This window comes from Candidatus Binatia bacterium (assembly GCA_029243485.1).
In the GTDB taxonomy this organism is placed as follows: Bacteria; Desulfobacterota; Binatia; order UBA12015; family UBA12015; genus VGTG01.
The window spans coordinates 140314-157912 of the sequence record JAQWRY010000064.1 but is presented as its reverse complement, the minus strand read 5'-3'; the positions used below and the strand labels follow the sequence as shown (position 1 = coordinate 157912).

Below are 17599 nucleotides of genomic sequence, written 5' to 3'. Positions count from 1 at the left end.
TCCTGCTTACCCCATATCTGCTTAGGGAAAGGCAGAGCAAGGTCCCGCGGCGCCGCAGGGTCTGGGGAAGGGGACGTTGGTTAGTCTCGTGATTTTTGTTTAGTCGCGATGGAACTTCGTCCGAGCCCAGAACGATGGTCGACCGCGACTAAACAAAAATCACGAGACTAACCAACGTCCCCTCGGATCGACTCGAACAACTGACCAATCACCGCCTGGGTCTGCACGCGCAGCTTTTCGACGCGCTCGGCATCATCGCTCTCGGCAGGCAACGAAATCGGCGTCCCGAGGCGGACTCGGACGACCTTATCCTGGTTGCCGGCGTTGAAGTCGCCCTTGCTCATCATCGCGAATGTCCCGTCGAGCGCGACCGGAACGATGGGTGCGTTGCCGCGAATCGCCGCTTTGAAGGCACCGGCCTTGAAGTCCTTCAGCTCGCCGTCGACGCTGCGGGTTCCCTCCGGGAAGATGAGGAGCGGCTTCCCCTTCCGTAGAACTTCCGCGAAGCGCTCGATCACGTCGTCGGCCGCCTTCGCGCCGCCGCCCCGATCGACCGGCACATGCCCGGCGAGTCGGAGATGCCAGCCCAGAAACGGAATGTTCAACACCGAACGCTTGGCCGCCCACTTGTAGTCGCCGGGCAGCGCCGCACCGAGCACGAGGATATCGACGAGACTCTGATGGTTCGAGCAGTAGACAAACGGACCGGCCACCGGAACGTTCTCCACGCCGGAGAGTTCGAGCCTGATGTCGAGATGCCCCAGGCTCGACACGCACCACTTCCGCATCGCCCAAAGACTCGCGGAATGCTCCTTCGTAAACGGGCCGATGAAGCACGAGACCGACCCGTAACCGATCGTTCGGATGGCAAAGGGCGTCCACTGCCGAATCGCCGTCCAGATCTCCCCCACGTTCATGGCGCGCTAGCTTACGAGACGAGAGGTCGCTGCGCGAGCCTCACAGTCTTGCGAAACGGCCGTTCACGGATGTCTCAAAGCCACCCTGCCTTGGCGTTGGGACGCCAGCGATGTTTTGCTCGTAACCATGAAATTCGCACTGTTCTACGAGATCCCGGTCGCGCGCCCCTGGGACGAGGACAAGGAATACCGCATCTACCAGGAGACCCTCGAGCAGGGGATCTTCGGCGACCAAATGGGCTTTCACGCCTTCTGGACCGTCGAGCATCACTTCCTGGAGGAATTCTCACACTGCTCGAACCCCGAGGTGCTCTACGGGGCGCTCGCGAGTCGGACCAAGAACATGCGGCTGGGCTACGGCGTGCGGCTCCTGCCCAAACCATACAATCACCCGGTCCGGTCCGCAGAGTCCGCAGCGGTGCTCGACCTCATCAGCAACGGGCGGGTCGACTTCGCGACGGGGCGCTCCGCCACGCGCAAAGAACTCGAAGGTTTCGGGGTCGATCCGCGCGAAACCCGAGAGATGTGGCAAGAGGCGCTCGGCCACATCGTCGGCTGCTGGACGAACGACGAGTACGAGTTCGAGGGCAAGCACTGGTCGATGCCGAAGCGGCGCGTGCTCCCCAAGCCTCGCCAGCGCCCTCACCCGCCCCTGTGGGGTGCCACTACGAGCGACGAGGGCCACGAACTCATGGGTCAGCTCGGGCTCGGACTCTGCTCGTTCGCGGTCGGAACGCCGCCGTCCGAGGTGAAGCGCAAGATCGACCTGTACCGCGCGTCGATCGCGAAGTGCGAGAAGCCAATCGGGGCCGAGATCCACGACGAGGCCGCAACCTTCACGATGATGTGCTGCGCCCCCACCCGCGAGGAGGCTCTCGAAGCCGCGAAGGAGTCCTTCGAGTGGTACCCGAGCTTCGGTGCGAAACAGATCGCCGAAGTCGCCGAGTGGATGGCCGAGGAGAACCGCGAGCTCGGCACCTACAGCTACGCGGCCGACATGAAGAAGCACTCGGATGAGGGCTCGCTCGACCTCATCACGATGGACTACCTGACCGAGGCCGGAGCCTGTGTCGTCGGCACCCCCGAGGAGTGCCTCGAGTCCTGCCGGGACTACGCCGGTGCCGGCGTCGATCTCCTTCTGTGTCTCGTGAACCCGTACAAGGTCCCGCACGAGAAGGTCATGCAAACGATCGAGCTCATCGGGAAGTACGTCATCCCGAATGTGAGCTAAAGCGGACGACCAGGGATGCCGCCGGCCCACGCTTCAAGCGGGGTCGGCGGCATCGGGTCGTGTGGATTACTGAACTTCGATCGTTGCCTTGGTCATCGACAGCGGCTTCTTGGTCTGGCCGCTGCGGCTTCCGTTGTCCTCAAGCTGCTTCACGACGTCCATGCCCTCGGTGACTTCACCGAAGATGGAGTGCTTGCCGTTGAGGTGCGGCGTCGGGACGAATGTGAGGAAGAACTGGCTCCCGTCGGTTCCCGGACCGGCGTTCGCCATACTGAGAAGACCCGGCTTGTCGTGCTTCACGCTCGGGTCGTACTCACCATCGTACTGGTAGCCCGGGCCACCGGTTCCGTTGCCGCGCGGGTCGCCGCCCTGCGCCATGAAGCCGTCGATCACGCGGTGGAACGCAAGGTCGTCGTAGAAGCCGAGTTTGGTCAGGTAGATCGTGCTCGTGACGTGCATCGGAGCGGTCTCCGGGAGCAACTTGATCTTGATCGGGCCACCAATGTTCGTGTCGATGACCCAGTAGTAGGTCTTCGACGGGTCGAACGAGGCGACGGGCGGCTTCGGCAAGCTGGTCTTCCAGTTGCCGCTCTTGTCGATTTTCTGCTCCGCGATGAACGCGTCGATCTGAGCGATGGGGTCGTTCTGACTCACCGGTTTCTTCTCCTCAGCTCGTGACGCAGGCGCGGCGAGCAGGCTGATCGCAAGGACGGATGCGAGTATTCTAATCATCATCCAGCCTACCTATCGGTGCACGGCGGGCGGGTCCAGTCCGGCCAGGCGACCCCGACTCCCGGCGCCGACCGGCCCGTTGCGCACAGCGCGAGGATGCTCCATATCCAGCCCATGCCCCTCGGAATGATCGAGTCCCCGACCTTCGCCCGAGGCTTCCGCGATGCGGTGGCTGACTCCCCTGAGGCTGTCGCGGTCAAGACGCTCGACGGGGCCGTCTCCCTCACCTACCGCGGGCTCGCAGCCCGGGCGGACGCGCTGGCCGGCGGCCTCGCGAAGCTGGGTCTCGAGAAGGGCAGCACAATCGCCCTCATGACGTCGAACCGTCCCGAGTTCCACATCGCAGACCTCGCCGCCGTCACCCTCGGCGCGGTTCCGTTCTCGATCTACCAAACGCTCTCGGCCGAGCAGATCACCTACGTCGTCGGGGACTCCGGAGCGCGCATCGCGATCGTCGAAGGTCCCTTCCTCGAAAGCTTCCTCACCGCCCGCGCGGATCTCCCCGCGCTCGAGCATCTCATCGTGCTCGACGGAGAGGCGGAAGGCGCACTCTCGTTCGCCGAGGTCGAGGCGTCGGGAGTAGGCTTCGACGGCGAGGCAGCGACGAAAAATGTCGCACCGAGCGATCTCCTCACGTTGATCTACACATCCGGCACGACCGGACCGCCCAAGGGCGTTCAACTCACGCACGCCAACCTCGAAGCCGTCGCTGGGATGCTCAATGCGACCGTCCCACTCCCGGCGAACGGTCGCGTGCTCTCGTGGCTCCCGACGGCGCACATCGCCGAGCGCGCACTCAACTACTACATCCCGATCCTCTGCCGCTCGACGATCACGACGATCCCCGACCCTCGGCAGATCGCGGCGGCGCTCCCCGACGTGCGGCCCGACTTCTTCTTCGCGGTGCCGCGCATCTGGGAAAAAATCAAAGCCGGCTTCGACGCGCGCCTGTCCTCGGGCCCCGCGGACGAGCGTCGAGCGATGGAGACCGCGCTCGCCGCCTCTGTAGAAAAGCTCCGACTCGAACAGGCGAGCCAGTCGGTCCCCGAGGCCCTCGCCGGCAAGGTCGCCGAGTTCGAAACGAACGTGTTCAGCCCTCTCCGCACGGCACTCGGATTCGACAAGCTCGCGTTCGCATCGGTCGGTGCCGCGCCGACTCCGCGCGAGGTACTCGAGTTCTTCCACGCCATCGGCATCGAGCTCGCGGAGGGCTGGGGCATGTCGGAGACGACGGCCATCGGCACGCTCAGCAAACCCGGGACCGTCCGAATCGGCACCGTCGGCAAGCCCGCTCCGGGGGTCGAGATCAAGCTCGCGGGCGACCGGGAGGTGCTCATCCGGGGCGCGAACATCATGCAGGGGTACCGCAATCTCCCCGACAAGACGGCCGAAACGATCGATGGCGACGGCTGGCTCGCCACCGGCGACGTCGGCGAATTCGACGACGACGGGTACTTGAAGATCGTCGACCGCAAGAAAGAACTCATCATCAACGCAGCCGGCAAGAACATGTCGCCAGCCAACATCGAAGCCGCTCTGAAAGGCGCGTGCTCCCTCATCGGCCAGGCCTACGTGATCGGCGACGGGCGACGCTACAACACCGCGCTGCTCGTACTCGATCCGGACTTCGCCGCGGCCTGGGCCGGAGAACAGGGCCTCGGCCACAAGAGCGCCGACGAACTCGCCAGCGAGCCTCGCGTCCATGCCGCCGTGAGCGAAGGCGTAGAGGCGGGAAACCAAAGGCTATCGCGCGTCGAACAGGTCAAGAAGTTCACGATCCTGCCGGAGGACTGGCTCCCCGGCGGGGACGAACTGACGCCCACCATGAAACTCAAACGCAAACCAATCGCCGCCAAGTACGCGACCCAGATCGATGCCATGTACGAAGAATAGGACGGACCGGTGAAAAAAGAAGAAATGATCCTCGTCAGCGTGGACGACCACATCATCGAACCGCGCGATCTCTTCGACCGTCACCTCGCCAAGAAGTGGGTCGGCCGGGCGCCCCGCCTCGCTTACGACAAGGAACGAAAGGCCGAGGCGTGGACGTGGGAGTACGGCGCCTCGTTCCAGTCCTTCATCAACGCTGTCGTGACTCTGCCCAACGAGGAGTGGGGCTTCGATCCCGGCACCCAGTCCGAGATCCGGCCCGGTTGCTACAACGTCGACCACCGCGTGCGCGACATGGACGCCAACGGAGTCCTCGCGTCGATGTGCTTCCCGTCGTTCCCCGGCATGGCCGGCGGTTTCTTCTCCAAGTCGGAGGACCGGGCCCTCGGGCTCGCGTGCTTGCAAGCCTACAACGACTGGCACATCGACGAGTGGTGCGCCGCGCACCCCGGCCGCTTCATCCCGAATCCCATCTCGCCGATCTGGGACGGCGAGGTCGCGGCGGACGAGGTCCGTCGCGTCGCCAAGAAGGGCGCAACGGCGATCACGTTCACCGAAGACCCCGAGGCCTTCGGGCTGCCGAGCATTCACTCGGGATTCTATGATTCCTTCTTCCGTGCCTGCGCGGAGGAGGGCGTCGTCGTGACGATCCACATCGGCTCCGCCGCACAGGGATTCCCCGGCAGAGAGACCGAGCCGGTCCACGTGCGCTACACGATGCCCACCTGGAACTCGCTGCCCTGCGCGGCGAACCTGATGTGGAGCCACGTCGTGCGCGACAACCCAACGCTCAAGATCGCACTCTCCGAAGGCGGCACCTCGTGGATCCCCGGCTTCCTCGACCGGATGGAGCGCCACTACCACGTACAGCGCTGGTCGAACCCCGATCTCGGCGGTCGCACGCCGACCGAGGTCTTCCGCGACCAGTTCCTCGCGTGCTTCATCTCGGACCCCTCCGGCCTTCTGCTGCGCGACCGCATCGGGATCGACAACATCGCGTACGAGGTCGACTACCCCCACTCCGACTGCACGTTCCCCGGATCGTCCGACGAACTGTGGGAGTGCATCGTCGAAGCGAAGTGCAACGACGCCGAGATCAACAAGATTACCTACGAGAACGCGATGCGTTGGCTGCGCTTCGACCCGTTCGCGCACACACCCAAGGCCGCGGCCACTGTCGGCGCGCTGCAGACACGCGCCGCCGACGTGGACCTCTCCACGCGCAGCAAAGCTGAGTACAAGGCCGAGTGGGAAGCCGCGAACGGCCCGCTCGGCTAAGCGAGAACCCCAGAACTAGAGACGCTTTCCGGTATCGATGCCCTTCGGCATCCACGCCGGAGAGCGCTTCTCGGCGAACGCCTTCATCCCCTCACGAGCTTCGCCCCCGCGGAAGATCGACCAGTACATCGACATGCGATCCGGGTGGCCGTAGTTGTCGTTGACGATGCGCTTCACGTGCATGCGGGCCTCGGGCGCGGTCTTGAGGATCGATTCAGCGACCGCAACGGCCTCCGTCTTCAAATCGTCGTGCGGAACGACACGGGTGATCAGACCCATCTTCAACGCCTCGTCGGCAGTGACCTTGCGACCGGTCAGAAGCATGTCGCGCGCCGCCGCGACTCCGATGTGCGGCGGAAGGTACGCCGCATACCCGGTATCGGCGATGCCCCGCAGCAACTCCGGGGCTCGGAAGGTGGCTCGCTCGCTGCACACAGCGACGTCCGCAAGCATAGCGATCAAAAGTCCGCCGCCCTGGCAGATCCCGTTCACCGCGGCGACGACCGGAGCGAAGCTGTGACGGACTTCTTCGAACGGCGTCACGTCGCCCGACACGACGTAGTCGAGCGCGGGGTTCGCGTCCTCGGTGTTGCCCCGGAGCTCACCTCCCGGCGCGAAGACATCGTCGACGCCGGTAAAGATCAGTGCCGTCGGCTCCTCGAAGGAGTTCACCAGATGAACCGCCTTCTTCACTCCGTAGTACATCGCCGACGTCAGCGCATTGCGAGACTTCGGCCGGTCGATCGTGCACCAGGCGATGTGCCCTTCGCGCTCGAAGCGCAGAAACTTGGTTCCGACGTCGTAGGTTTCGGCCATAACTGTTCCTCCGGGGTTGAATGGGGATCGCAGTTGGGAGCGCCAGATGCCAGTGTGAGGACGTGAGCCAAGATCCCGAAGAGCGAATGCGCGCGATGCTCCAGGCCGAGCTCGAAGACTTCGACCTCGACGAGGAGGACTTCGAGGCCGCCACCGACCTCGCGGAGCAGGTGCAGTCCATGTCGGAAGTCGTCGCTCGGGGGACGGACCGTTCCGTACCTCTCGCGGTGTCAGAGACGGCGCAGCTCCTCGCCACGGCGTCAATCGACGAAGAGATAGAAGAGGACGAAGAGGCCGGCCAGGGACCCGCGTGCGCTGCCGGCTGCTCCGCGTGCTGTCACATCCCCGTGTCCGCGACCGCCGCTGATGTCGCTTCTCTGCTGGATTGGCTCCAATCCCAACCCGCCGACGTCCGGGACGACGTCGCGCGTCGTGTCGACGAGGGTTTGCCGCGCGTGACCGGAGCGGCGCCGCGTGGGGTTCTCGCTTGCCCCATCCTGGACGTCGACGCGGGCACATGTCGCGCGTATGAAGTGCGCCCGCTCGCGTGCCGAGGCTGCTTCAGCGATGATGCGAGTCAGTGCGTGCCGGGCGGTGAGATCTCGGCGTTCGTGGTTCCGCAGGTGATTGCACGGAGCGCCGCGGTAGGTGTTCGGATGGCGCTCGGCACTGCAGGCGAGGACGACGGCTGCGACGACCTGATCGTGGCTCTGGCGCGGGGGCTTGGGCGCTCAGTCTCGGCCTAGGGGCTTTGGCTCTTCGAACCATCGGGATCTGATCTCTCTCAGGGGGCCGGGCTTCAGGCCTGTTCGCCGGGAACTCGATGCTCGAGGGCGGCGGCTCGTCTTGAAAGTGACAGCGCCGGGTTCGGAGGGGTACCGAAGGGGCGCGAGGTGTTCTCGTGCATCAGGTTTGAGGGGGCGCGGGGTCGGCGTTCAGATGCTGGTGGCGCGAGAAAGACGGGGCGTCTGTAGCCGCGCACGACTCAGCGGGGAGGTGCGAGGTCGTGGCGGGTGTGCCGGGAGTGGGTAGCCGTCGAGCGGTGCGATCGGCCGTGCGAACGAAACCCGTCGCCTCGGCAAACTGGACGCCGTCGTCGAAGAACCGCACCTAGTGCTGGCCCGTCCCGTCGAGGCATCAGAGGTCCCAGGTTCATGAGGAGAGGGCTCCTGGGAGCGGACCCGAGGAAGCGCCCACCGTCAAGCAGGCACCCACATCACTTGTCGACGGTGGCGGTACTCGTGCCGACATGACCGGTCGCGTCGACGGCGAAAATCAAAGCTTCCCCGAGTTCGTGGAACGTGACGCGGCCCTTCAAGACCTCGTTGTCGTTCTCGACAGTCGCGACATCCGGGTTCGTCGAAGACCAATCCACCTCGCGCGTCACGTCGTCAAAACCACCGCCGGAGAAGTTCACACGGGCGCGGAGTTGCTTCGTCTCACCGACGGCCCCGGTGAACCCATCAGGCTGGATCGTAACCCCGATGACGTCCCCGACGACCTCCACCAGACCCGAGGCCGTAAGACCATTGCAGTCGATGTGCACGGTCGTGCTTCCCAGACGAACACCGGTGACTCCACCCTTCTTCGGAAGCACGTTGTCCACTGTCGCGATCGACGTATCATCGATACGCCAATCGCACTTGTCGCTGATGTTCTTCTTGGAGCCATCGCTGCGCAGGGAGCGGGCCTTGTACGTCTCCGTCACGCCGGTCGCGACCTCGCCATCATTGCCCGGCTCGACGACCACCGAAAGATCGCGAACGGACGGCGGTTCGATCGGGGCCGGATTCGCGTTCGGGCTCGGCGGGTCTTCGGCGCGGCGCACGACGAGGTTTCCGGCCTGCTTCGATCCGAGGCCGGTGATCGGTTCCACTGCCGTGAGGCGCGTCGTGCCGATCTCCCGACCGAACACTTCACCGGAGTCCAACCGTCGCTCTCCCGCCACCGCCGGCCCTCCGTTGCCAACCTGCGCGACCATCGCATTCTTCACCGACCAATCGACGACCAAGCGGAGATCGCTCGTCTGAAGACCGCTCGAGAGATTGCCGTAAGCCTTCGCCTTCTTCTCGTCGCCTTCGTCGACTCGGACGGTCGGAACCGTGAGGGATGTCAAACGGCCGGCGACCGTGACTTCGGCCGAAGCCCCGAGCCCAGTCTTCGGATCGGTCGCAGTAACGGTCGTGACGCCGTTCACGAGGCCGGTCATTCGCCCGGCGTCATCGATCGAGACCACGCCGTCGGGGTCCGTCGACCAGTTCACACTCCCCGAGATGTTGCTGCGCGTCGAATCGTCGCGATTCCCATACGCGCGGAGGAGGTACTCGAGTTCGAGGCCGATAGTGGCCTCCGTCGGCTCGAGGGTGACGCTCTCGACACGTCCGCGGACCACGAGATTGTCGATCGCGGTCGAGACCACATCGAACTCGTCGTAGCGCGCCAAGAGCGTGGTGGTCCCGGCCTCTTTCCCCTTGACGGTACCGACATCATTCCCGCTCTTGCCGACGCTCGCGAGTTCCGGGTCCTCGACGAACCACTCGACGAGCTTTCGGAGATTGCCCGTTCGGAGCCCCGACGTGAGCAGACCGAAGACCGACGCGTTGCGCACATCAGCCGCGTTCACCTTGAGCGGATTCGGAAGAATCTCGAGCTCTTCGAGGACACCAGCCACGACGATGACGACGGCGCGGCTCTTCGGAGTCCCGATCTTGCGCGCACGGTCGTACACGCGAACGGTGGTGATGCCGTCTTTCAGCGCCGTGACCTGCCCGGCATCCTTACCGGTGGCCACGAGGTCGATCATCTCGCCGCCGTCGGTCGAGAACTCCAGATCCTCGGTCAGGCCTGTGCGAACGTCGAGGTCCCCGTGCTGGCCGAGCACGCGTAGATCGGTCGTCATCCCGCGACCGAGCACGATCGACTTCTCTTGGAACCGCACCCTCCCGATCGCCGGCAAGACCTGCGTCTTCCCGTCGGTATTCTTGAGACCCGTTGGGGGATGGCGCACACGGATGAACGTGGTGCCCAGCGATCGCGGAAGGACCCGCCCCGGAGTGCCTCCGTTCTTCACGCCCGCGACGTCAGGGTTCCTCGTGGTCCAACGGGCCTCGTCGGTCACATCGCGCTGGTAGCCGCTCTCGTGAACGAGCCGTGCCGTGAACGCCATCGGACGGTCGATCTCGACCCGTTTCGTGCCGGGCCGCGTGATCAACTCGACGACGTCGCCCGGGTCGATCGTGATCACCGCCGAGGCCGTCTTCCCGAGAACGGAGGCGGTGATCTGCACCACCCCGGGCCGACGCGTACGCAGCGCCCCCGGATCACCCGAAATGAAGCGCGCGAGGTCGGCGTCGTCGGTCTTCCAGGTCGCATCGGCCGTGACGTCCGAGACGGTCCCGTCGGCCATCGTGGCGACCGCTGCGATCCGGATCGTTCGCGCCGGCGCGACGGTCTGGTCGCTCCGGTCCAGCCGCAGGGAACTCAGCGTGGCGGCCTGGAGCAGCCCGGGGGCCGCCAGCGCACAGAGAGCCACCGCCACCCCGATCATCGGGGCGAGCCGACTCGCCCACGCACGACTTCCAGGACGCAGCCGCGCTCTCGTGCCTCCTTGCCTAATTGTAAAGATCCTCCTGCCGCCGAGTGAACCTTATAGCAAGAGCAGTGCCGCGAGGCCGCCGAACCTAAAGGGTAATCGGAGGCTTTCGGCGTGCGGCCGCGCAAGACGACCGCAGCCGTGCAAGAGGCGCGCGGTCAGGTCGCCCGAGATGCTGCGAATAGCAGCAGCGCCGTCGAGACGATCTCGCTCACGATGAAGACTACCGCGAAGTCGGCGCCGTGCATCGCCCAGGCGAGCATCCTCATGATCGCCGCGCCCCCGAAGAGGAGCGCTGCGGCCTGCAGCCAATGGGCCTGGGCCGTTATCGCCCCGAGCAGTATGAGAGTGCCCGCCGTGAGGAAGAAAGATCCGAGGTCCCCGATTAGCGTGCTGCGAGCGAGCCCTTCGGGAAGCGCCACTCCCAGCCCTTGCGCCGCGGCGGCCGGATCGATGATCCAGTTCAATCCACTCAGAAAAAAGAAGCCTCCCAGGACTCCGACCACGATCCGCAAGCTATTCGGCATGCGCAGCCCATATCCCATCCCCGACGACCTCTCCAGACCAACGAGGCTGCGCGGCCGACTCCTTGAGGCCTATCCCGGGGCAGGAGATACTGCCGGCAGACCATGGCCACGAAAAAGAAATCGAGCGTCGAGCTCACGCACTTCGGTCGCAAGAGCGGCAAGCCCTTCAAACTCACCGTCTGGTTCGTCGACCTCGACGGAGACGTCTGGATCGGGACGCGCGACACGGCGCGAAACTGGGTCCGGAACGTCCAGGCAACCGGACGCGCCGAACTCGATTTCGGCGACGGTGCGGTCGCCTACCGGGGCACGGTTGGAACGGACGCAGAGCTCGAGCGTTTCAATCGTGCGATTCTGTCCGCGCACCCGGTCGGCGCACGGATCATCAACTTCATGGCCCGCGGCAAGCCGCCCTGCTGCTTCCGACTCGTTCCGGAAGGCTAGCCTGCTAAGACACCGCTTCGAGGAACGTCCGCAGCCGACGGTTGAAGTCCTCAACTTCGCGGCGGAAGGGGTAGTGCCCCTGGCCCTCGATGATCTGTAGTTCCGCACCCGGAACGGCGCGACTCGCTTTCACCGATCCTCCGGGGCCGAAAGGATCCTTCTCCCCCACCACGAACGCCGTCGGACAGCGGATCTCACCGAGGCGCGGCGCGAGGGGCTCGCCCACCATCTGGCTGACCGCACGACAGCTCTGCGCGAACCCATCGCCGTGCTCCGGGCGAATCCCGGCGGGGATCGGAAGTCGGGCGTCCTCGAGCGCCGCCTCGAGCCCACTCTTCTGCGCGAGGCTCGCCCAGCGGAGGTAGCTCTTCTCAGCGATCTCCGGCTTGAGCTCGGCCGACGTCCCGACGAGGAAGAGGCTCTTCACCCGCGTGGGATGATCGAGCGCCATGCTCATCGCGAACACGCCGCCGGCGGAGTGCCCGACGACATGGGCCGAGTCGAGTCCGAGTTCGTCGAGCAGACCGACGAAGTCGCCTGCGAAGTCGGCGATCGTCCAGGGCCCGGGGGGCACCTCCGATTGGCCGTGCCCGCGGGCATCGACCCGCAGGGTCCGCCAACCTTGAGAGATGTCGAGCGTCTGGCGCTCGAAGACGCCGTGATCTCCGGCGAGGCCGTGGAGGAACAGGACGGGAGCGCCCTGCCCCTCGTCTGTATGGAAAAGCTTTGCCGTTGTGGTCACGGGCCCTTGATAGCGACCCCACCGGGGGATCTCACGCTCGGCCCCCTGTGCGAGGGGGAGTCCGTTTTCGCTGCGTAAAATCCCGAACGAACATTCACCGGAAGGCAGATCTTCTGTTGCCAGTCATCCCGCCACTGCGGCACAATAAGGCAACCGTCTGAGGAGATTTCCACCCATGTCCCGCGTTCGATTGCCCTTGCTTGCCGCCCTCTGTGGGCTCCTGCTCCTGCCCGCTACTTCCGGGGCAGAGACCTATGTCTGGGACATGGACGCCAGCGAGGATCAGGTGAACAACTCCGGCGTCGGGGACGGCTCGACCGAGAGCGCCGCCACCGGGCACGCGAACATTTCCTACGACCACACGACAGGCCTCATCTCGTACACGGTGGACTGGACCGCCCTCGAAGGCCAGCTTTCCGCCATCCACGTGCATGGACCGGCGACCCCCTCGCAGAGCGTGATGCCGCACCTCTGGAACGTCTTCAACGACGCGTCCGACGTCGTCATCGCCGGCGTAAACCGCACGACCGACTCCTACTCCGACACGGTTCTACTCACCTCTATCGTTCCGGGCACGCCGGGGCTCGTCGCACCGATCAACCTGCAGGCCATGGTGGATGAGCTCGGCTACGTGAACATCCACAGCGACATCTGGCCGACGGGTGAGATCCGAGCGAATTTAGTCCTCGTCACCGAGAACGTTCCTGTGACGGGCGACCACACAAAGTGCACACAGAAGCTCCAGAAGCAGTTCGAGAAGCTCTCGAAGTCGGTCGGGCGACGCGTGTACAACTGCGTGCGTCTGATCGCGAAGGGACTTCTACCCGGGCCGATCGAAACCTGTGTCGCCACCGAGGACCCGAAGACGACCGCCGCCGTCGTCAGCACCAACAAGGCGTGGGACGGAGCCTGCTCCGGTTTCGACGGCGTGGGCTATCTTCGCTTCCCCACCTTCGGCACCGGCCAGCCTACCGAACTACAGGAGGCCGCCGAGCAGCGCGACCTCGACCTCACGCATGCGATGTTCGGACCGGATCTCGACCTGGGCATCATCCTCGAGTCGGCCGATCGCGACGCAGCGAAGTGCCAGCAGCTCGTGATCCGGAAGGCTCAGAATTGCGAATCGGCGATGCTGAAGGAGTTCCGGCGTTGCTCGACTCTCGGCTTCAAGGGGACCGCAGGCCCGGCTGGCGCGGACGTCCCGTTCGACGACCCGACCGACCAGGCGCTCTGCGCGGGCGACGACCCCAACGGAAAGATCGCCAAGAAGTGCGATACGGCCGCGGGCAAGATCGACCCGATCCGCAAGGCGATCGCCAAGCCCTGCGTTGACGGCGGCGTCGACATCCTCTCGGCGTTTCCTGCCTGCGGCACGAGTGACGGTGAGGTCCTGCACGGCTGTGTGCTCGCCGCGTCGCGATGTGCGACCTGCAAGGCGATCAACACCGCGAGTGAAGACCTCGCAATCGATTGCGACGTCTTCGACGACGCCACCTCCAACGCCAGCTGCAGCTGAGGCGCTCACAGAACCCTTGTGGCTCTGAACCGGCGCGGTCGGTAGATTCCTCCCATGCCCCGATCCCCGTATCGCCCTGCCGACGCCGTCTCGGAGCAGAGGTGGGAGTTCATCTGGTGGGGATTCGGGAAGGCCGCCCGCCGGCAGCGCGGTTTCGAGGCCGACGCGCCGGTCCACAAGAGTTGGCGGCTCGGCCCGGCGGAGATCCGGATCTACCTCGAGGCCCGCAAGCCCAAGGCCTACGAAGAGTCCGACCGTCCGGCCCGCCGGCTCCGCGGACCGGAGTGACCGACGCGGAACCGCAGGAGTAACATGATCAGGTGATGGACCGCTCCCCGGCGGCGGCGGTAGGGGTCGGCATGGAGAACCTCGCAGCCCTTCGGAAGCATGTGCGCGACGACCTCGGCAAGACTGCGGTTCAGAAACTCGCCGAAAGACTCGGCGATGACGCAAAGGCCATTCGGTTCGTCGCAGGCAGGCGAAGTCGTCGCCGGGCTCTACTTGCGAATGTTCCGTGAACTCGGAGGAGAAACCGCTTCATGCGCCTGAGCGTCCTTCTCCCCAAACGAGGCCTGCGCGACGGGGGGCTTCATGCTGGATCCGAAGCTCCGTCACGGCACCGCGATCCTTCGACTCATGAAGACCGCCTTCGAGGCGGCGCACGAGCACGGCATCCGGCTGAACTACGGGGACTGCAGCCCGCATCTCCTCCCGTTCGACGAGCACCTCGGGTTCCGCCGCTAGGAAAGCGCGTTCAACCACGGCTCTTACGGCCTCAAGGTCCCGATCCTCATGCTACTTGGAGACCCACAGAGGCTCCAACATGTACGGTCGCTATTGGCGCGCGTCGCGAAGAACGGCCCGGACGACACCCAAGCGCGCGCATGGTTCGACAGGACGTACCCGCGCGCAGACTCCTTCGACAGCGCCCAACTTCTTCCCGAGGGCGTCTTTTTGGAACTTCTCGGCGAGCGAATCGCAAGCGACCCACTGCATTCGGTCGGTCTTCTTCACGGACTCGACAAGGGAGAATCTGAGCGCTTCCTCGCGAAGACCACGGTCGTCGAAGCACAGCCGGGCGGCCACATCGTCCGACAAGGAGAGCTCGGGGAGACCCTGTTCGTCGTCTCGAACGGCGCGTGCGAGGTCCTAGGGGACGAAGCCCCCGAGCATGCCCTCTCGTTTCTCGGTTCGGGCGACCCTTTCGGCAAGATCGGCTTTCTGACCGAGGGCCGGCGTACCGCGAATGTGATCGCGCGGACGCCGTGCGGGGTCGTGGTGCTGTCCGCGGGCTTCCTGCGCGCCTTTCTCAATCGCGAGCCGACCGTCGCGGCGAAGGTCCTGTTGAATCTCTAGCGCGTCCTGGCCTCCCGACTGTCGGAGACGAGCACGCGGGCGTGAGCAACCTCAGACGCGGAGTCGGACTTCGTCGACCCCGAAGAAGAACTGACGCATGATCCTCCCGGCCAGCGGCGGCGTCCATCCGTGGTTCACGAAGAAGGCGCCGATCCCCATCACGATCCCCGCTGCGCTGCGTTGACTGAAGAGGATCCTCGGGGGCAGCGCCTGGAGGCGCTGGATCGTGGAAATCTCCGGCGTCCGTTCCTGCTCGGCCGCGAAGGTTGCGGCGTCGACCGCGCCCCCGTCGAGCGGCCCTGCGCTCGTAAGGACGGGGACGAGGTGATTCGCGGCCACCGCAGCATCGCGAAGGGCGTGGTTCAGACCCTGCCCCCCTACGGGGCTCATCGTGTGCGCGGCATCGCCGATCACCATCATACCCGGACGAGTCCATTCGGAGGCGCAGTCCGAGACCGTGCTCAAGAGAAACGGCTCCATCGCACCCGCGCCGGTCTTCTTGAGATGATCGGAGAGGTCGGGCGACACGTGCCTGGCCATCGCATCCACGCAGGCTTCCATCCCGCGACCCCGTACACCGCCGAAACCGCCCTTCGGAATGATCCACGCGATCTGCAGCCGGTCTTCATTCACCGGTGCGGCGAGCAGGAGGTGCCCGTCCCCGACGTAGGCGCGCAAGTGCGGATCGTTCTCCAGGAACGCGGGACGAGGAACCTTGAACCACACGATGTCCATCGGCGCCGGGTCTTCGTGCACCGTTAGCCCCGCGCGCCGACGCACGACAGACGAGCGCCCGTCGGCACCGATGACGAGGTCCGCGCGAATGTCGTGCTCGCCGTCCGGCCCGACACAGCGAAGTCCGACGACGCGACCATCCTCGCGCAGAAGATCTCGCACGGTCATCCCGCGCTCTAGAGAGAAGGACGGATGCGCCGCGGCTTTGGCGACTAACATCTCGAGAAAGTGCGCCTGCGAAATCCACCGCGGGGCGATGTCGCCCATGACGGAAGGATCGAACTCGACTCGAACCCGCTGCCGACCGTTCACGAAGGCCGCGATCGAACGGAGCTCTACCTGCGGAACCGCCTCATAGGAGTCCCACAGTCCCATCTGCTGCAGGATCTCGAGGCCGCCAGGGAGCAGCAGCTCGCCGCGAAACTCGCGTGCAAAATCGGTGTGGCGCTCCAGGAGAGTCACGTCGATCCCACGGCGCGACAGCAGGAAAGCCAGCGCGGCCCCTCCCGGGCCCGCACCGGCGATCAGAACCCTCGGCATGTTTCCGCTCTATCCCATTTCGCTCAACGGTCGCCATCGGATAGGCGTCCAGCATGCTAGATATCCTCGAAGGAGTTCGCGTGCTGGAAGTAGCGGAACACGGCTTCGTGCCGTCCGCCGGCACCGCCCTCGCCGACTGGGGGGCCGACGTCGTGAAGGTCGAACACCCCGAGCGTGGGGACCCGACGCGTCAACTGGTCGGGTGGGGCGTGATCCCCGGAACCGACCCGGACGTGCCGAGTTTCATGACGGAATCGTTGTTCCGCAGTAAGCAGTGCATCGCGATCGACGTCACGAAGCCCGAGGGGCACGCCCTGCTGCTCCAGGTCGCCGCAAAGGCCGACGTCTTCCTGACGAACCTGCTGCCGGGGAGCCGGCAGCGACTGGGCATCGACGTCGACGACATTCGACGGGTAAACCCGAAGATCATCTACGCGCGCGGCCATGGCCAGGGAGCGAAGGGCGACGAGGCGGACGCCGGGGGCTTCGACGCCGTCTCGTTCTGGGCGCGCGGCTCCGTCCAGGAACGTCTCACCCCGCCGGGCCAGCACCTCATCGGCCAGCGACCGGCGACCGGCGATTTCACGAGCGGCCTCACACTGGCCGGTGGCATCGCGGGTGCGCTGTACAAGCGCGAGCGCACGGGACACGCGAGCGTGGTCGACGTTTCTCTACTCGGCGTCGCGACATGGATGATGTCGCCCGACATCAACGCCGCGATGCAATACGGCCGCGACCTCCCAAAGATGGAGGCCGGCGGCATGCCGCGTTCGGCCGTCGCGACGACCTACCTCACCGCAGACGAGAAGTACGTGACGTTGATGATGTGGCAGGACGAACCACGGTTCTTCCCGATCTTCGCACGGGCCGCCGGCTACGAAGATCTCCTCGACGACGCGAGGTTCGCTTCCCCTGAGAAGCGCGCCGAGAACCTCGCGGAGCTCGTCGGCGAGATTCAGCGACGATTCAAGGAGCGCCCCCGCGCGGAGTGGGTCGAGCGTCTCACCGGCACGGACTGCATCTGGGGTCTGAATCAGAGCCCGATTGACATTCCGGACGACCCACAGGTCCGCGCGAACGGCTACATCCTGAATATCGACCGCGACGACGGCACGACGTTCCGCGCCGTCGGTGCGCCGATCGTGTTCGACGGCGAGGCACCGCAAGCGCGGCATGCAGCCCAGTCCCTCGGACAAGCCACCGATGCGGTCTTGCGTGAATCGGGTGCCACCGAAGAGGAGATCCGGGCCGCCGAGGCGGCGAAGGCCATCCGGCGAAGCTGA

At 65.3% G+C, this 17599-nt stretch carries 17 protein-coding genes; 10 read left to right on the top strand and 7 right to left on the bottom strand.

The window, feature by feature from the left end; genetic code table 11:
• Nucleotides 1-167: 167 nt before the first annotated feature.
• Complete coding sequence (locus P8R42_19090; protein MDG2306714.1) at nucleotides 168-917, bottom strand: lysophospholipid acyltransferase family protein; 750 nt, start codon at nucleotides 915-917, stop codon at nucleotides 168-170.
• A gap of 127 nt (nucleotides 918-1044) precedes the next feature.
• Between P8R42_19090 and P8R42_19085 the strand changes: the two genes are divergently transcribed.
• Nucleotides 1045-2148, top strand: coding sequence for an LLM class flavin-dependent oxidoreductase (locus P8R42_19085; protein MDG2306713.1), 1104 nt, complete (start codon nucleotides 1045-1047; stop codon nucleotides 2146-2148).
• A 66-nt stretch (nucleotides 2149-2214) separates the two neighbouring features.
• On the opposite strand, the gene P8R42_19080 is transcribed toward P8R42_19085, so the two are convergent.
• Nucleotides 2215-2883, bottom strand: a complete 669-nt coding sequence (locus P8R42_19080; protein ID MDG2306712.1) for a peptidylprolyl isomerase — start codon at nucleotides 2881-2883, stop codon at nucleotides 2215-2217.
• Between the two features lie 111 nt (nucleotides 2884-2994).
• On the opposite strand from P8R42_19080, the gene P8R42_19075 reads away from it, so the two are divergent.
• Together P8R42_19075 and P8R42_19070 are read left to right on the top strand one after the other, a co-directional pair.
• Entirely contained in the window at nucleotides 2995-4773 is a 1779-nt protein-coding gene (locus P8R42_19075; protein ID MDG2306711.1) for an AMP-dependent synthetase/ligase, read from the top strand.
• Between the two features lie 9 nt (nucleotides 4774-4782).
• On the top strand, nucleotides 4783-6048 hold the full coding sequence (locus P8R42_19070) for an amidohydrolase family protein (protein ID MDG2306710.1): 1266 nt from the start codon (nucleotides 4783-4785) through the stop codon (nucleotides 6046-6048).
• 15 nt (nucleotides 6049-6063) lie between these two features.
• On the opposite strand, the gene P8R42_19065 is transcribed toward P8R42_19070, so the two are convergent.
• Entirely contained in the window at nucleotides 6064-6864 is an 801-nt protein-coding gene (locus P8R42_19065; GenBank protein ID MDG2306709.1) for an enoyl-CoA hydratase/isomerase family protein, read from the bottom strand.
• A 62-nt stretch (nucleotides 6865-6926) separates the two neighbouring features.
• Here P8R42_19065 and P8R42_19060 point away from each other — a divergent pair, with 62 nt between their 5' ends.
• A complete protein-coding gene (locus P8R42_19060; protein MDG2306708.1) occupies nucleotides 6927-7610 on the top strand; it encodes a YkgJ family cysteine cluster protein in 684 nt (227 codons plus the stop codon).
• A 470-nt stretch (nucleotides 7611-8080) separates the two neighbouring features.
• Here the strand turns inward: P8R42_19060 and P8R42_19055 are convergent, their stop codons facing one another.
• Complete coding sequence (locus P8R42_19055; GenBank protein MDG2306707.1) at nucleotides 8081-10411, bottom strand: Ig-like domain-containing protein; 2331 nt, start codon at nucleotides 10409-10411, stop codon at nucleotides 8081-8083.
• A 203-nt stretch (nucleotides 10412-10614) separates the two neighbouring features.
• Nucleotides 10615-10983: a hypothetical protein gene (locus P8R42_19050; GenBank protein MDG2306706.1), complete on the bottom strand. Its 369-nt coding sequence runs from the start codon at nucleotides 10981-10983 to the stop codon at nucleotides 10615-10617.
• Nucleotides 10984-11085: 102 nt separating this feature from the next.
• On the opposite strand from P8R42_19050, the gene P8R42_19045 reads away from it, so the two are divergent.
• A complete protein-coding gene (locus tag P8R42_19045; GenBank protein MDG2306705.1) occupies nucleotides 11086-11427 on the top strand; it encodes a nitroreductase/quinone reductase family protein in 342 nt (113 codons plus the stop codon).
• Nucleotides 11428-11431: 4 nt separating this feature from the next.
• Here the strand turns inward: P8R42_19045 and P8R42_19040 are convergent, their stop codons facing one another.
• Complete coding sequence (locus tag P8R42_19040) at nucleotides 11432-12169, bottom strand: alpha/beta hydrolase (protein MDG2306704.1); 738 nt, start codon at nucleotides 12167-12169, stop codon at nucleotides 11432-11434.
• 175 nt (nucleotides 12170-12344) lie between these two features.
• Between P8R42_19040 and P8R42_19035 the strand changes: the two genes are divergently transcribed.
• The 4 genes from P8R42_19035 to P8R42_19020 all read left to right on the top strand — a co-directional run bounded on the left by P8R42_19035 (nucleotide 12345) and on the right by P8R42_19020 (nucleotide 15041).
• Nucleotides 12345-13685, top strand: a complete 1341-nt coding sequence (locus P8R42_19035) for a CHRD domain-containing protein (protein MDG2306703.1) — start codon at nucleotides 12345-12347, stop codon at nucleotides 13683-13685.
• 54 nt (nucleotides 13686-13739) lie between these two features.
• Nucleotides 13740-13973 carry a hypothetical protein gene (locus P8R42_19030; GenBank protein MDG2306702.1) on the top strand — a complete coding sequence of 78 codons (234 nt, stop codon included), beginning with the start codon at nucleotides 13740-13742 and terminating at the stop codon, nucleotides 13971-13973.
• A gap of 303 nt (nucleotides 13974-14276) precedes the next feature.
• Nucleotides 14277-14429, top strand: coding sequence for a hypothetical protein (locus tag P8R42_19025; protein MDG2306701.1), 153 nt, complete (start codon nucleotides 14277-14279; stop codon nucleotides 14427-14429).
• Nucleotides 14430-14522: 93 nt separating this feature from the next.
• Nucleotides 14523-15041 (top strand): cyclic nucleotide-binding domain-containing protein, encoded by a 519-nt coding sequence (locus tag P8R42_19020; protein MDG2306700.1) that lies wholly within the window; start codon nucleotides 14523-14525, stop codon nucleotides 15039-15041.
• Between the two features lie 51 nt (nucleotides 15042-15092).
• Here P8R42_19020 and P8R42_19015 read toward each other — a convergent pair whose 3' ends face one another.
• Nucleotides 15093-16316, bottom strand: a complete 1224-nt coding sequence (locus tag P8R42_19015) for an FAD-dependent monooxygenase (protein MDG2306699.1) — start codon at nucleotides 16314-16316, stop codon at nucleotides 15093-15095.
• A 53-nt stretch (nucleotides 16317-16369) separates the two neighbouring features.
• On the opposite strand from P8R42_19015, the gene P8R42_19010 reads away from it, so the two are divergent.
• Entirely contained in the window at nucleotides 16370-17599 is a 1230-nt protein-coding gene (locus tag P8R42_19010; protein MDG2306698.1) for a CoA transferase, read from the top strand.